Annotated in this window: 13 protein-coding genes; 6 read left to right on the forward strand and 7 right to left on the reverse strand. The window is 74.8% G+C overall.

Annotation, left to right across the window (positions count from 1 at the left end; translation table 11 throughout):
* Positions 1-92 precede the first annotated feature (92 nt).
* Positions 93-1,073, forward strand: a complete 981-nt coding sequence (locus tag K329_RS0121555) for a helix-turn-helix domain-containing protein (RefSeq protein WP_028474653.1) — start codon at positions 93-95, stop codon at positions 1,071-1,073.
* A gap of 30 nt (positions 1,074-1,103) precedes the next feature.
* On the opposite strand, the gene K329_RS0121560 is transcribed toward K329_RS0121555, so the two are convergent.
* Together K329_RS0121560 and K329_RS0121565 are read right to left on the reverse strand one after the other, a co-directional pair.
* Entirely contained in the window at positions 1,104-1,502 is a 399-nt protein-coding gene (locus K329_RS0121560; protein ID WP_028474654.1) for a VOC family protein, read from the reverse strand.
* A gap of 89 nt (positions 1,503-1,591) precedes the next feature.
* Positions 1,592-2,509 carry a diacylglycerol/lipid kinase family protein gene (locus K329_RS0121565; protein ID WP_028474655.1) on the reverse strand — a complete coding sequence of 306 codons (918 nt, stop codon included), beginning with the start codon at positions 2,507-2,509 and terminating at the stop codon, positions 1,592-1,594.
* A 142-nt stretch (positions 2,510-2,651) separates the two neighbouring features.
* On the opposite strand from K329_RS0121565, the gene K329_RS0121570 reads away from it, so the two are divergent.
* Positions 2,652-3,935 carry an adenylosuccinate synthase gene (locus tag K329_RS0121570; RefSeq protein WP_028474656.1) on the forward strand — a complete coding sequence of 428 codons (1,284 nt, stop codon included), beginning with the start codon at positions 2,652-2,654 and terminating at the stop codon, positions 3,933-3,935.
* A 16-nt stretch (positions 3,936-3,951) separates the two neighbouring features.
* Here the strand turns inward: K329_RS0121570 and K329_RS0121575 are convergent, their stop codons facing one another.
* The gene (locus K329_RS0121575; protein ID WP_084541500.1) at positions 3,952-4,314 is read right to left on the reverse strand and encodes an ArsR/SmtB family transcription factor; all 363 of its coding nucleotides are present in this window, start codon (positions 4,312-4,314) and stop codon (positions 3,952-3,954) included.
* Between the two features lie 88 nt (positions 4,315-4,402).
* Here K329_RS0121575 and K329_RS28695 point away from each other — a divergent pair, with 88 nt between their 5' ends.
* Positions 4,403-5,611, forward strand: a complete 1,209-nt coding sequence (locus K329_RS28695) for an MFS transporter (RefSeq protein WP_052337208.1) — start codon at positions 4,403-4,405, stop codon at positions 5,609-5,611.
* Between the two features lie 18 nt (positions 5,612-5,629).
* On the opposite strand, the gene K329_RS0121585 is transcribed toward K329_RS28695, so the two are convergent.
* Together K329_RS0121585 and K329_RS0121590 are read right to left on the reverse strand one after the other, a co-directional pair.
* Complete coding sequence (locus tag K329_RS0121585) at positions 5,630-7,117, reverse strand: hypothetical protein (protein WP_028474658.1); 1,488 nt, start codon at positions 7,115-7,117, stop codon at positions 5,630-5,632.
* The gene (locus K329_RS0121590; protein ID WP_157571867.1) at positions 7,104-8,531 is read right to left on the reverse strand and encodes a hypothetical protein; all 1,428 of its coding nucleotides are present in this window, start codon (positions 8,529-8,531) and stop codon (positions 7,104-7,106) included. The genes K329_RS0121585 and K329_RS0121590 overlap by 14 nt, the downstream gene beginning before the upstream one ends.
* A gap of 133 nt (positions 8,532-8,664) precedes the next feature.
* Here K329_RS0121590 and purD point away from each other — a divergent pair, with 133 nt between their 5' ends.
* On the forward strand, positions 8,665-9,921 hold the full coding sequence (gene purD, locus K329_RS0121595) for a phosphoribosylamine--glycine ligase (protein ID WP_028474660.1): 1,257 nt from the start codon (positions 8,665-8,667) through the stop codon (positions 9,919-9,921).
* A gap of 9 nt (positions 9,922-9,930) precedes the next feature.
* Here the strand turns inward: purD and K329_RS29985 are convergent, their stop codons facing one another.
* Positions 9,931-10,953, reverse strand: a complete 1,023-nt coding sequence (locus K329_RS29985) for a CAP domain-containing protein (RefSeq protein ID WP_052337209.1) — start codon at positions 10,951-10,953, stop codon at positions 9,931-9,933.
* A gap of 181 nt (positions 10,954-11,134) precedes the next feature.
* Between K329_RS29985 and purB the strand changes: the two genes are divergently transcribed.
* Positions 11,135-12,562, forward strand: a complete 1,428-nt coding sequence (purB, locus tag K329_RS0121605) for an adenylosuccinate lyase (RefSeq protein WP_028474661.1) — start codon at positions 11,135-11,137, stop codon at positions 12,560-12,562.
* Between the two features lie 85 nt (positions 12,563-12,647).
* The gene (locus tag K329_RS28705; protein WP_211225928.1) at positions 12,648-13,208 is read left to right on the forward strand and encodes a hypothetical protein; all 561 of its coding nucleotides are present in this window, start codon (positions 12,648-12,650) and stop codon (positions 13,206-13,208) included.
* 119 nt (positions 13,209-13,327) lie between these two features.
* Here the strand turns inward: K329_RS28705 and K329_RS0121615 are convergent, their stop codons facing one another.
* Complete coding sequence (locus tag K329_RS0121615) at positions 13,328-13,633, reverse strand: antibiotic biosynthesis monooxygenase family protein (protein ID WP_028474662.1); 306 nt, start codon at positions 13,631-13,633, stop codon at positions 13,328-13,330.
* Between the last annotated feature and the right edge of the window lie 43 nt (positions 13,634-13,676).

Below are 13,676 nucleotides of genomic sequence, written 5' to 3' on the forward strand. Positions count from 1 at the left end.
GCGCCGCGAAGATCCTTGCACTGACCGCTTCCGGACACCTGGCCACGACGTGCCGGTGGCAGGAAGCGGCCACACCCGCCTAGGGTCGGTGGATGGCCCGCCGTCCCCCGACCTCGCTCCTCGCCGACTTCGGGATGACCGTCGAGCTCGAGGAGCTCTACTGGCGCGTCCACGTGCGCACCGGCGACCACCTGGACCTCGTCGCCCGCGACCTGGCCCGCACCCCCGACGAGCTGCGGTCCGCCCTGCGGCCGCTCGTGGCCGTCGGCGCGGTGGTGATCGAGGACGACGTGCTCCGGGTGCCGCCGCTCGTCCAGGTGGTCTCCCACCTCCTGAGCGTGGAGGTGGAGCGCGCCGCCGACGCCGTCCAGCGGCTCCGCGGGCTCGCGACGGCGGTGCCCTACCTGCAGGCCGCCCCGGCCGAGGTCGCCCCGGACGCCGAGCCCCTCTCGGGCCACCGCTGGGACGGCGGTTCGCCCCCCGACCTGATGGCGCGGTGGATCACCGAGTCGACCGGCGAGCTGCTGTGGATGCGCCCGGACCAGTGGCGTCGGCCGACCCCTCCGAGCCTCATGACGGCGACCCGGGAGGCGCTGGCCGCCGGACGCAGCTCCCGCGCCCTCTACCCGGTGCGGGCGCTCGACGAGGCGGCCGACGAGCTGGCCGAGCGGGCCCGCATGGGGGAGCAGATCCGGGTGCTGCCCGAGGTGCCGACCCGGCTCTTCGTCGTGGCCACCACCCACGCCCTCGTGCCCCACCTGCCCGGCTTCGAGTCGACGCGCCGGCTGGTGGTGCGCGAGCGCGGCCTCGTGCTGCTGCTCGGCCAGCTCTTCGAGAGCATCTGGGAGAAGGCCGAGCCGGTGCCCAGCCTCGACCTGCCCGGTGGCCGCGAACGCTCCCGGCGCCTGCTCCTGCGCCAGCTCGCCGACGGCGCCGGCGACGAGCAGATCGCCCGGGCCCTGGGCATCAGCCTGCGCACCGTGCGCCGCCGCGTCGCCGACGTGCTCATCGAGCTGGGCGCCGACACGCGCTTCCAGGCCGGTGTCGAGGCCGTACGGCGCGGCTGGCTCTGAGCCGGCCCGGTCAGGAGCCGGCCCCCGGGATCAGGAACCCGCGGCCAGCTCGGCCGGCGACCGCAGCACGCAGAGCTGGTTGCCCTCGGGGTCGGCCAGCGTCACCCAGCCGGTGCCGGGCCCGTACTGCCCGCGCCGGTCGGCGACGACCGACGCCCCGTGGGCGACCAGCCAGGCGACCTCCTCGGCCTGGGGGCGCTCCCGCGGACGGACGTCGAGGTGGAAGCGCTTCTCCGGCAGCACGGCGTCCGGCACCTCGATGAAGAGCAGCCGGTGGTCCGACCCCGGGTCGCGGATCATGCACTCCTCGTCGCCGGCGGAGCTCGGGTCGTCGTCCAGGTCGACGTACCCCAGCGCGGTCTTCCACCACTCCGAGAGCGCGAACGCGTCGTGGCAGTCGATGGTCGTGTGCGAGACGAAGCAGGCCATGGCCCCACCCTCGCAGCGGGCGCTCCCCGGCGCGACCCGGTTCGCAGTCGTGCCGGGTCGGCGTCGTACGGCGTCGCAGTCGCGCCGGGTCAGCGCTGCGGCAGGACCATCCGGTAGGCGGCGGGCTCGACGCGCCACGAGCGCTGGCGCTCCGGCCCGGAGATCTCGCCGTCGGCGGAGCAGTAGAACTCCTCGCCGGAGACCGTGACGGTGGAGGCGCGCAGGTAGAGCACGTCCTCGCGCTCCTGGTGGCGCCGCAGGGCGACGTCGGCGACGTACCCCAGCTTGGCGACCGGGCCGATCGCGAACGAGACCATGACGTCGACCTTGCCGTCACCGACCTCGGCGTCGGGCGTGAGCTCGGCGCCGCCGCCGACGCTGGAGCCGTTGCCGACGGCCACCATCAGCACGGGGTTGTCGAGGTCGGCGACGGTGCGGCCGTCGACCTCCACGTGGAGGCGCACGTGGGGCGGGTCGAGGTAGGCGAGCGCGGCACCGATCGGGTAGCCGAGCCGCCCGAGGTTGGCCTTGCCGACGCCGACGGAGCCGAGTCGGCCCTTCCACCGGGCGCCCCGGCGGCTGGCCTGGGCGCCGGCGCCGACGTGCACGTTGTTGACGACGACTCCGCCGAGCTCGTCGAGCACCAGGTCGACCGGACGGACCTCGCCGTCGAGCACGACGGCTGCCGCCTCCTCGATGTCGAGGGGCACGCCGGTGCCGCGGGCGAAGTCGTTGCCGGTGCCGAGCGGCAGCAGCGCGAGCACGTGGCGGTCGAGCTCGTGGCGGCGGTGCAGGGCGGTGATGACCGCGTGCAGGGAGCCGTCGCCGCCCGCGACGACGATGCGCCGGGAGCCGGCCCGGTGGAGGACACCGTCGAGCTCGCCCGGGTTCGAGGTGGCCGCGACCTCGACCGACGCGCGCTCGCGCAGCACGACGAGCGCCCGCTCGAGCGTCTCCTCGTCGGAGGTGCCGGCGGACGCGTTCGTGATCACGAGGAGCGGGTCCATCGCGGTGACACTACAGCCGCCCGCGCGGGGCTTTGGTAGCGTGACGTCGCAAGAGCCCTGGTGAACTCGGTGACGCTGTTGCCGAGGTGACCGGGGCTCTGGCGCTGTCAGGGTCCGTACGAACGAACGAGAGAGGGCTGCGATGCCCGCGATCATCATTCTCGGCGCCCAGTGGGGCGACGAGGGCAAGGGCAAGGCGACCGACCTGCTCGCGACGACCGACGAGATCGACTACGTCGTGCGCACGAGCGGCGGTCACAACGCCGGCCACACCATCGTCGTGGACGGCGAGAAGTTCGCCACCCACCTGCTCCCGAGCGGCATCATCACGAAGGGCGCCACGTGCGTCATCGGCAACGGGGTCGTCGTGTCGCCGGAGGCGCTCTTCCGCGAGCTCGACCTCCTGCTCGACCGCGGCGTCGACGTCGCCGACCTCGTGGTGAGCGCCAACGCGCACGTCATCGCGTCCTACCACTCGACGATCGACAAGGTCACCGAGCGCTTCCTGGGCAACAAGAAGATCGGTACGACGGGGCGCGGCATCGGGCCGGCGTACGCCGACAAGGTCAACCGGGTCGGGGTGCGCATCGCCGACCTGTTCGACGAGAAGATCCTCACGCAGAAGGTGGAGGCCGCCCTCGAGACGCGCAACCACCTGCTGGCGAAGGTCTACAACCGCCGCGCCATCGAGGTCGGCGCCGTGGTGGAGGAGCTGACGGCGTACGCCGAGCGCCTGCGCCCGATGGTCGCGGACACCTCGCTGCTGCTCAACCAGGCGCTCGACGACGGCAAGACCGTGCTCTTCGAGGGCGCCCAGGCCACCATGCTCGACGTCGACCACGGCACGTATCCGTTCGTGACGAGCAGCAACCCGGTCGCCGGTGGCGTCTGCGTCGGCGGCGGCATCGGGCCCACGCGCATCGACCGGATCGTCGGCGTCATCAAGGCCTACACGACCCGCGTCGGCTCCGGCCCGTTCCCCACCGAGCTGTTCGACGCCGACGGCGAGGCCCTGCAGCGCATCGGTGGCGAGATCGGCGTCTCGACGGGTCGCACGCGTCGCTGCGGCTGGTACGACGCGGTGATCGCCCGCTACGCCACCCGCGTCAACGGCCTCACCGAGTTCTTCCTCACCAAGCTCGACGTGCTCGACAGCTGGGAGCGCATCCCGGTCTGCGTGGCCTACGAGGTCGACGGCCAGCGGGTCGACGAGATGCCGATGACGCAGACCGACTTCCACCACGCGAAGCCCGTCTACGAGTACTTTGACGGCTGGCAGACCGACATCTCCGGCTGCCGCACCTTCGAGGAGCTGCCGAAGAACGCGCAGGCCTACGTGAAGGCGCTCGAGGAGCTCTCCGGGGCGCCGTTCTGGGGCGTCGGCGTGGGCCCGGGCCGCGAGCAGACGATCGTCGTCAACGGCTGACCCCGTCCGGGGTCGTTCAGCCCAGCCCGGCGAGCACCGACGCGAGGAGCCCGGGCAGCCGCTGCTCCACCTCCGCCAGCCGCAGGCGCTGGTGGAGGGCGCCGTCGATGTAGGTGCGCTCGGTCAGCCCGGCCTCGCGGAGCACCTTGAAGTGGTGGCTGGCGGTGGACTTGCCGATGTCGTCGTAGAGCCCGACGCAGCGCGCCGTGCGGTCGGGGGCGTCGGCCATGCGGCGCACCATCTCGAGCCGCACCGGGTCGGCCAGGGCCGCGAGCACGACGGGGACGGTGCCGACCTCGGCGACGTCGGGCAGCCCGGGCAGGGCCTGCGAGCCACCGTCGCTCCCGACGGGGGACCCGGTCGTGGTGCCGTCCGTCATGCCGCTCCTCCTCGTCGGGTTCGATCCGCGTCGAACATCGGCTACTCTCGCTGAGTTCGACGCTCATCGAATCTACCAGGAGGCCGCCATGAGCACGCCCGCCCGCTGGGCCTACCCGGCCCTGCTGATGCTGGCCGCCGTCGGTCTCGGCGTCTCCGCCGCACCCGCACCGCTCTACGGCATCTACGCCAGCGACTGGGGCTTCGCCCCGATCACCACGACGGTGGTCTTCGCGGCGTACGCCGTGGCCGCCCTCGTCGCCGTGCTCGTCGTGGGTGCGCTCTCCGACCGGTTCGGGCGGCGCCCCGTGCTGCTGACCGCCGTGGGGCTGGTGCTGGCCGGTCTCGCCGTCTTCGCCCTCGCCGACGGGGTCGCCGCCCTCGTGGTCGCCCGCGTGCTGCACGGCCTCGGCGTGGGGTCGATCGTCGTCGCCGGCTCGGCCGCGCTGCTCGACCTGCGCCCCGGGGCCGGGGCCCGCGCCGGGCTCCACACGGGCGTCGCCTTCAACCTCGGCATCGCGGTCGTCGTCTTCGCCGTCGCGGTGGACGCGCAGCTGGGCCTGGCGCCGCTGGTCACGCCGTACGTCGTGCTCGCCGTCCTCGTGGCGCTCGGCGGTCTCGCCGTGCTGCTGATGCCCGAGCCGCACACCGGTGACCGTCCGGCGCGCCTGCAGGTCTCGCGCCCGCGGGTGCCGCGGGCCATCGCCGCCGACTTCCGGTTCTCGGCCCTCGGCGTGATGGCGTCCTGGTCGGTGCTGGGCGTGTTCCTCTCGCTGTTCCCGTCGATCGCCGCCCACGCGGCCGGCACGGGCAACCTGCTCTTCGGTGGCGCCGTGGTCGCGGTCTCGGCCGCGACGGCCGCCGTCAGCCAGCTCATCGGGGCCCGGTGGCCGGCCCGCCACGCTGCGGTGACGGGCGACCTCGGCACGGCGGTCAGCCTGCTGGCCTGCATCGGTGCGGTCGCGCTGGGCAACGGGCCCGTGCTGGTCGTGACGTCGTCCGTGCTCGGGTTCTTCTTCGGGCTGGCGTTCGGCTCGTCGCTGCGCCACCTCGGCCAGGTCGTGCCCGCCGCCCACCGCGGCGAGGTCATGTCGGCGTTCTACCTGCTGGCCTACTCGGCGATGGCGGTGCCGACGGTGCTGGCGGGCTGGGCCGCGACGGTCTGGAGCGCGGAGACGATCTTCGCGCCGTTCATGGTGCTCGTCGCGCTCGCCTGCACCGGCGCGGGCGTGCTCGGGCTCCGCGTCCGCGGCACGGCGCCCGACGAGGTCGAGGCGCCCGCGGCGGCCCGCGTGTGACGGTCTTCCTCCGGAGGCCTAGGCCTCCCAGCCCGCCCGCCACGCGGCGGCGAGCTCGCGGCGCAGCCCCCGGTCCTCCGTGCCCTCCACGGAGATCTCGGGCCCCGGGTCGGCGCTGAGCTCGAACCGGACGCTCGCGATCGTGCCGGGCACGTCGACGCCGATGCTCACGCGCAGCGGCACGCCGGGCCGCTCGGCGGCGACGGCCCGTGCCACGGCGGTGGTGGTGGCGACGTGGTCGGGCCCGCTCACCCGGACCTCGCCGGCCCGGGCCTCCGCGCCGGTGCCGGACCCGGGGCGGACGTTGAGCGACCGCACCGTCGGGTCGCTCGAGATCGCGACCGCGGTCGGCACCATCGTCCGGTCGCCGGGCGCGAGGTGGACCTCCGCCCCCGGCCACGACAGCTCGACGCGTACGGCGTCCGTCGCCCCCGGCTGCGACTCCGTCAGCTGCGTCAGGGCCGCTGCGGCGGCCTCGGCGGACTCGCCCCGCAGGACCAGGCCCGCGCTGGTGCCGCGCACCGACTCGACCCCGGGCAGCTCCTGGGCCTCGGCGACGAGCGGTGCGAGCCGGGCCAGCTGGTCCGGGTCGGTGCCGGTGACGGCCTGGACGCCGGCCACGTCGGCTACCTGCACCAGCCCGATCCGGGGGTACGACGGGTGCGCCTCGGCGACCGCGGTGGCCTCCGGGAGGTCGGCCGGGTCGGTGACCCCGAGGCCGACGTAGCCGGGGCTGACCTTGACGAGGCCCAGCGGGACGGCGGCCTCGACGGTGCGGGCGAGGTCGGTCTCGCCCGCCAGCGCCGATCGTCCGGGCACCGTGAGCACGCGCCGCGAGTCGGCCGCGACGAGCTGGCCCCGCTCGTCGACCACGAGGTCGGCCGCGAGCGCGACGGCCTCGTCGGTGACGGACCAGAACACGCTGCCGGCCGGGTCGTCGTCGACCTCCTGCACCGTCACCCGGACCATCCGTGCCCCGACCCCGGCATCGGCGGCGAGCCCGACCACCTCGGGCGTCGTGGCGGCCCAGGTCAGCATCCCGGCGAGCGGCAGGTCGGTCTCCGGACGGGTGGCGTCGCCGTGCAGCGCGACCGTGGCGCTCACCCCGGCGACCTGGATCGCGGTCACCGGCGGCCCGGCGGTGGTGGGCCGCGGCGCTCGCTGGTCGGGCTCGCCGAGCCACAGGCGCAGCGTCGTCGTGCCGGAGAGGTCGCGTGCCCGCTCCACGACGGATGCCACGTCGGCCGGGTCGGACGCCGGGTCCATCCACACCACGGCCGAGCACGTCCAGCCGAACTTGTTGCGCACGCAGTCGGCGCGCTGGCCGTCGACCCCGGGCAGGTCGGCGAACGCCTCGGCGACCTCGTCGCCGTCCAGCGGGACGGAGCAGCCGGAGACCAGGCCACCCAGGCCCACGACCCCGGCCACCGTCGCGGCGACCCGGGCGAGACGCCCGGGGCCGCGGCGGCGGCCGGGTTCGCGCCGTACGGCGTCAGCCCCGCGCACCGGCCACCACCGCGTCCCAGGCGGCGACGCCCAGCTCGTTCTGCTCGTCGGTGCCGCCCACGCCCTCGGCGACCCACGTGCCGCCCTCGCGGTCGACCCGCAGCGTGACCCCGGGCGTGCGGCCCTCGGGGTCGACGGCGGTCACGCCGACGACGAGCGAGGTGGCACCGTCGAAGCCGCCGACGGCCGCCGCCACCGTGCGCACGCCGGTCGCGAGGTCGGGCGCCGCGAGCTCGACGCGGACGAAGGCCTCGGCGTCGTACGGCGGGTCCGCCTCGTCCTCGGGGTCGTCGGCCTCCATCTCCAGCACCTCGACGGTCGGGTCGGCGAGGAGCGCTCCCGCGAGCCGCAGGAGGGCGGTGCTGCCCGTGGTGCCGAGCTCGACGGTGGCGCCGTCCTGCGTCACGGTGAGGGGCACCCGGCCGGCGGCCTCCGGCTCGGTCGCCCGGAGCACGTCGACGACGCCGGCGGCCGCAGCGAGGTCGTCGACGTCGATCACGACCGTGGCGCCCTCCACGCGGGCGAAGGCGCCGGGCGCGCCCTCCAGCGTCGTGAGCAGGGCCCGGCGGTCGGCCTCGGTACCCGCCTCCGGGTCGGAGGCCGGACCCTCGGTCCCGTCCGTGCCGTCGGTGCCCTCGTCGTCCCGTGGGCCCTCCTCGTCGGCGCGGTAGGACAGCACGTTGCTGGTGACGGCCACCTCGACCGTCAGCCCGTCCGCGGCGGGGTCGTCGGCCAGCCGCGCCTCGAGCACCTCGGCCGTGGTCACGTCGGGCACGCCCAGCAGCACGCCGTCGCCGTCGACGACGGCGCCGGTCAGCCCGAGGGAGGCGTCGCCCTCCAGGTCGCGGACCAGCGCGACCTCGTCGGAGGGGAACTCGCGCTCGGCGACGAGCCGGGCGGCACCACCCGTGCTCTGCGTCCCACGGCCCACCGACAGCGTCGGCACCGGGAAGTCCTCGACCTCGGGCCAGAGCGCCTCGCCCAGGTCCCACGGGCTCGCGTCGTCGACGGTCGAGGTGCTGACCCGGGTGCGGCCGGTCGCCAGCACGATCGAGAGCGGCTCGGCGCCCGCAGCGGTGTCGAGCACGAGCGCGACGGCCGCGGGCTCGTCGTCCGGGTCGCTGCCGGCGTCGACCTCGAGCGATCCCGCGCCCTCGGTGCCCACGTCGACCGTGTCGGCGTCCGTCTCCCGGGCCGCGTCGAGGGCGGCGAGCAGCTCGTCGGCGGTCACGTCCGCCTCCGTGGAGATGCTCACGGTGCAGTCGGAGAGGTCGCAGCTCGACCTCGCGTGGTCGATGCCGGGCAGCTCGCCGATCGCGTCGACGGCGTCCTCGTCGACGGAGGCGCACCCGGCGAGCAGGAGCACCCCGGCGAGGCCGGTGGCGAGCGGACCGAGGGCGCGGGGGCGAGGCATGCGGACCACCCTTCCCCGCTCGCGGCGTTTCGCACCTGAGCACGCGGGCCCGGTCCGCCGAGGAGCGGCCGAGCGGCGTCGTACCCGCGCGCCGTTAGGATCGGCGCCCGTGACGACCTCTCCGCAGAGCGCCCTGAAGACGCTGGTCATCGGCACCGGCGGCCGCGAGCACGCCCTGGCCCGTGCCCTCTCGCTCGACCCCGGGGTCGCCGAGGTGCACGCCGCCCCCGGCAACCCGGGCATCGCCGACGTCGCCGCGCTCCACGAGGTCGACCCGCTCGACCCGGCCGCGGTCGCCGCCCTCGCCCAGCGCCTCGCCGTCGACCTCGTGGTCGTCGGGCCCGAGGCGCCGCTCGTCGCGGGCGTGGCCGACGCGGTGCGCGAGGCCGGCATCGCCTGCTTCGGCCCGTCGGGGGAGGCTGCCCGGCTCGAGGGCTCGAAGGCCTTCGCGAAGGACGTCATGGCCGCCGCCGGCGTGCCCACCGCCGAGGCGCGCGTGTGCACGACGCCCGCGGAGGTCGAGGCCGCGCTGGACGCGTTCGGGGCGCCGTACGTGGTGAAGGACGACGGCCTCGCCGCCGGGAAGGGCGTCGTGGTGACCGTCGACCGCCAGGAGGCCGTCGACCACGCCGCCGGCTGCGAGCGCGTCGTGATCGAGGACTACCTCGACGGCCCGGAGGTCTCGCTGTTCGCGCTGACCGACGGCGCGACCGTCTACCCGCTGCAGCCCGCGCAGGACTTCAAGCGCATCTTCGACGGCGACGAGGGCCCCAACACGGGCGGCATGGGCGCCTACACGCCGCTGCCCTGGGCGCCGGCCGGCCTGGTCGACGAGGTGCTGCGCGACGTGCTGCAGCCGACCGTCGACGAGATGGCCCGCCGCGGCACGCCCTTCGCGGGCCTGCTCTACGCCGGCCTCGCGCTCACCTCGCGCGGCACCCGGGTCGTCGAGTTCAACGCCCGCTTCGGCGACCCCGAGACCCAGCCGCTGATGGCGCTGCTCGACTCGCCGCTCTCGCCGCTGCTGCTCGGCGCCGCGACCGGCACGCTCGCCGAGGTGCCCCCGCCCGTGTGGAAGGACGGCTCGGCGCTCGCGGTGGTGCTGGCCTCGAAGGGCTACCCCGAGACCTCGTCGAGCGGCGACGTCATCTCGGGCCTCGCCGAGGCCGAGGCGCTCGACGGGGTCCACGTCGTCCACGCCGGTACGGCGCGCGACGGCGCCGACGTCGTCACCGCCGGCGGGCGCGTGCTGGCCGTCACCGCGGTCGGGGCCGACCTCTCCCTGGCGCGGGCCGCGGCGTACGCCGGGGTGGCCGAGATCGACTTCGACGGCGCGCAGCACCGCACCGACATCGCCCTGGCCGCGGCGCAGGGCGAGATCGCGCTCTGAGGTCTCCCCTCAGTACTTGCCGAAGTTCTGCACGTAGTAGGTGCGACCGTTCGCGTCGACGGTGACGCCGACCCCGATGTGGGTGAAGTCGCCGAGGATGTTGCGGCGGTGGCCGTCGCTGTTCATCCAGGCCGGGACGACGCCGGTGACGGTGTAGCCGTAGGCGATGTTCTCCGCCGCCCGGCGCCAGCCGGCGGGCATCTGGTCGGCGTAGCTCGGGTTGTGCGAGAAGTCGCCGGTGGCGGCCATCCGGTCCGACCAGCGCTGCGCCACGGTGTTGATGGCGGAGTACTGCGCGAGCGGCGGGAGCCCGGCCTCGGCGCGCGCGGCGTTCGTGTCGGCCACGATGCGGTTGCGGGCCACGGCGAGGTCGGACTGCGGCGGGGCCGGGGCGCCGACCGTCACGCTCACCCAGCCGCTGCCGACCCAGGTGCCGCCGGCGGTCGCGACGGTGCGGAAGGTGCGCGTGGCGGCGGTCGAGCCGGCCGGGTGGCTGATGCCGTAGTTGCGGTAGGACGGCAGCGACTGCACGGTCGTCCAGGTCCCGCCACGACGCTCCTGGAGCGTGAAGGTGCCGGCGTCGGGCAGGAACGTCGAGCGGGCCGCGAGCTGGATCGTGCCGCCCGGGTCGACCCGGGGGGTCGTGGTCGTGAGCGCCGTCGACGGGCCGGCGGGCCCGACGTCCACCGTCGCGGTGCGGCTGTAGACCCAGGTGCGGGAGTCGGCCTTCGCCGCGACCCGGAAGGTGCGCGCGCCCGTCGTGCTGCCCACGGCGAAGGTGAAGCCGTAGTTGCGGTACGACGGCAGCTCCTGCGCCGACACCCACGTGCCGCCGCGCAGCTCCTGGAGCCGGAACCCGCCCGCCAGCGGGACGAAGGACGAGCGCACGGCGACGCTCACCTTGCCGCCCGCCGCCACCGAGGTGGGGGACATCGTCAGCGTGGTCGTGCTCGCCGCCATCGCGGGCGGTGAGGCGACGAGGAACATCCCCGCCACCAGGGAGAGGACGAGACCGGACAGGGCCTTCCGCATGTGAGCTCCTCGTTCGCCGGAGAACGCCACCGGGGAGGACCGCCGGTGGCCGTGGGGCCCATCCTCCGTCCTCCCGTGCGGTCCCGCCACCACTTCCGCGGGTTCCACCCGGAGGGAGGGGCAAGGGCGGGGGCGGCCAGCGGGGGCGGACGGGCGCCGTACGCATGGGAGGATGGCGGGCGTGAGTCGCGCATCGGTGCCCAACGTCCTCGCCACGCGGTACGCCGCACCCGACCTCGCCGGCATCTGGTCGCCGGAGCACAAGATCGTGCTCGAGCGCCGGCTCTGGATCGCCGTGCTCCGCGCCCAGCGCGACCTCGGCATCGACGTGCCCGACGGTGTCGTCGAGGCCTACGAGGCGGTCGTCGACCAGGTCGACCTCGCCTCCATCGCGGCCCGGGAGCGGGTCACGCGCCACGACGTGAAGGCCCGCATCGAGGAGTTCTGCGCCCTCGCCGGCCACGAGCACATCCACAAGGGCATGACCTCGCGCGACCTCACGGAGAACGTCGAGCAGCTGCAGGTGCAGCAGTCGCTGCTCCTCGTGCGCGACCGCGCGATCGCCGCCCTGACCCGCCTCGCGCGGCTCGCCAGCGAGCACGAGACCACCGTCATGGCTGGCCGCTCCCACAACGTCGCGGCCCAGGCCACGACGCTCGGCAAGCGCTTCGCGACGATCGCCGACGAGATGCTCGTGGCCGTCCAGCGCGTCGACGAGCTGCTGGCGCGCTACCCGCTGCGCGGCATCAAGGGCCCGGTCGGCACGGCGCAGGACATGCTCGACCTGCTCGGCGGCGACGCCGACAAGCTCGGCGAGCTCGAGTCGCGGGTCGCGGCCCACCTGGGCTTCGACCACGTGCTCACCTCGGTCGGCCAGGTCTACCCCCGCTCGCTCGACTTCGAGGTCGTCTCCGCGCTCGTGCAGCTGGTGGCCGGCCCGTCGAACCTCGCCACGACGATCCGGCTCATGGCCGGCATCGAGCTGGTGACGGAGGGCTTCAAGGAGGGCCAGGTCGGCTCCTCGGCCATGCCCCACAAGATGAACACCCGCTCCTGCGAGCGCGTCAACGGCCTCGCCGTGATCCTGCGCGGACACCTCTCGATGGTCGGCGAGCTGGCCGGCGACCAGTGGAACGAGGGCGACGTGTCGTGCTCCGTCGTGCGGCGCGTGGCGCTGCCCGACGCGTTCTTCGCGAGCGACGGGCTCTTCCAGACCTTCCTCACCGTGCTCGACGAGTTCGGGGCCTTCCCGGCCGTCATCCAGCGCGAGCTCGACCGCTACCTGCCGTTCCTCGCCACCACCAAGGTGCTGATGTCGGCGGTGCGCAACGGCGTCGGTCGCGAGAGCGCCCACGAGGCCATCAAGGAGCACGCCGTCGGCGTCGCGCTCGAGATGCGGCAGGGCCTCGCGGTGAACGACCTCTACGAGCGCCTCGCCGCCGACGCACGCCTCGGGCTGAGCCGGGCGCAGATCGACGCCCTCGTGGCCGAGCCGATCGCCTTCACCGGCGCCGCGGTGGCCCAGGTGCAGGCCGTCGTGGCGCGCGTCGAGGCGCTCGCGCAGCAGCACCCGGACGCGGCGGCGTACGCGCCCGGCGACATCCTCTGAGGCACGGCCCCCGGGGCGCCGTTCACCGGACCGTCGGCCGCTCGGGGGTTGTCAGGCGGCGCCCGACGGGGTTTGCATGGAGCGCATGGACATCTCGGGAACCATGACCACGACCCCTGCCCACCCCTCGACCGACGCCGGTCCCGGTCGCCGCCGCGGCCTCGGCCGGCGCCTCGGCACCCTCCTCGGTGCGGGCGTCCTCGCCGCCGGTGCCGCCGTCGCGACCGCCTCGCCGGCCTCGGCCCTCACCCACTCCGAGGCCGCCGGTCAGCTCCGCGCCGCGGGCATCTCCATCTCCTCCTCCGGCGGCTGCAGCGACCAGGGCACGCCCACCTGCACGTCGCTGACCGGCGTCCGGCAGGCCACGATCTCCGGTGCGATCACCCTGAAGAACGCCTCCGGCTGCGCCCTCAACGTCACCGGCGGCACGGAGGTCGGCCACGCCGGCGGCACCTACAGCCACGGCAACGGCTACAAGCTCGACTTCTCGCTCTCGAGCTGCCTCACGTCGTACGTGCAGAACACGTTCACCTACGTCGGCACCCGTGGCGACGGGGCCGCCCTCTACCGCGCGGGCTCGGGCAACGAGTACGCCAAGGAGGGCAACCACTGGGACGTGACCTACTACAACTGCGGCGGCTGCTGACCCGCACCTGAGCAGCACCTGACCCGCACCGCCGGCTCCCCGCGGGGAGGTCCGGACGCAGGAGGACCCGACGTACGCCGTACGTCGGGTCCTCCTGCCGTGCGAGGGGTGCGGTGGCCTCAGGCGGGCTTGACGTCCAGCACGACCTCGAACTCCAGGAGGTCGGCGCCCGACGCGACCGGCTTCTCGCGCTCGCCGGCGTGCGCCGCACGGCCGTCACCGTCGCGCCACGCCTCGAAGGCGGCGTCGTCGGCCCAGTGGGTGACGACGAAGTAGCGCTCCTCGCCGGCGGTGGGGCGCAGCAGCTGGAAGCCGAGGAACCCGGGGGTCCCGTCGATCGTGCCGGCACGGGCGGCGAACCGCTCCTCGAGGTGGGGGCCGGCCTGCGGCGGGACGGAGATGGCGTTGATCTTCACGACGGACATGCCGCGAGCGTACGACGCGGGGCCGCGACGCCCCGGGGGCCGT

It is taken from the genome of Nocardioides alkalitolerans DSM 16699, from assembly GCF_000426525.1.
Taxonomy (GTDB): domain Bacteria; phylum Actinomycetota; class Actinomycetes; order Propionibacteriales; family Nocardioidaceae; genus Nocardioides; species Nocardioides alkalitolerans.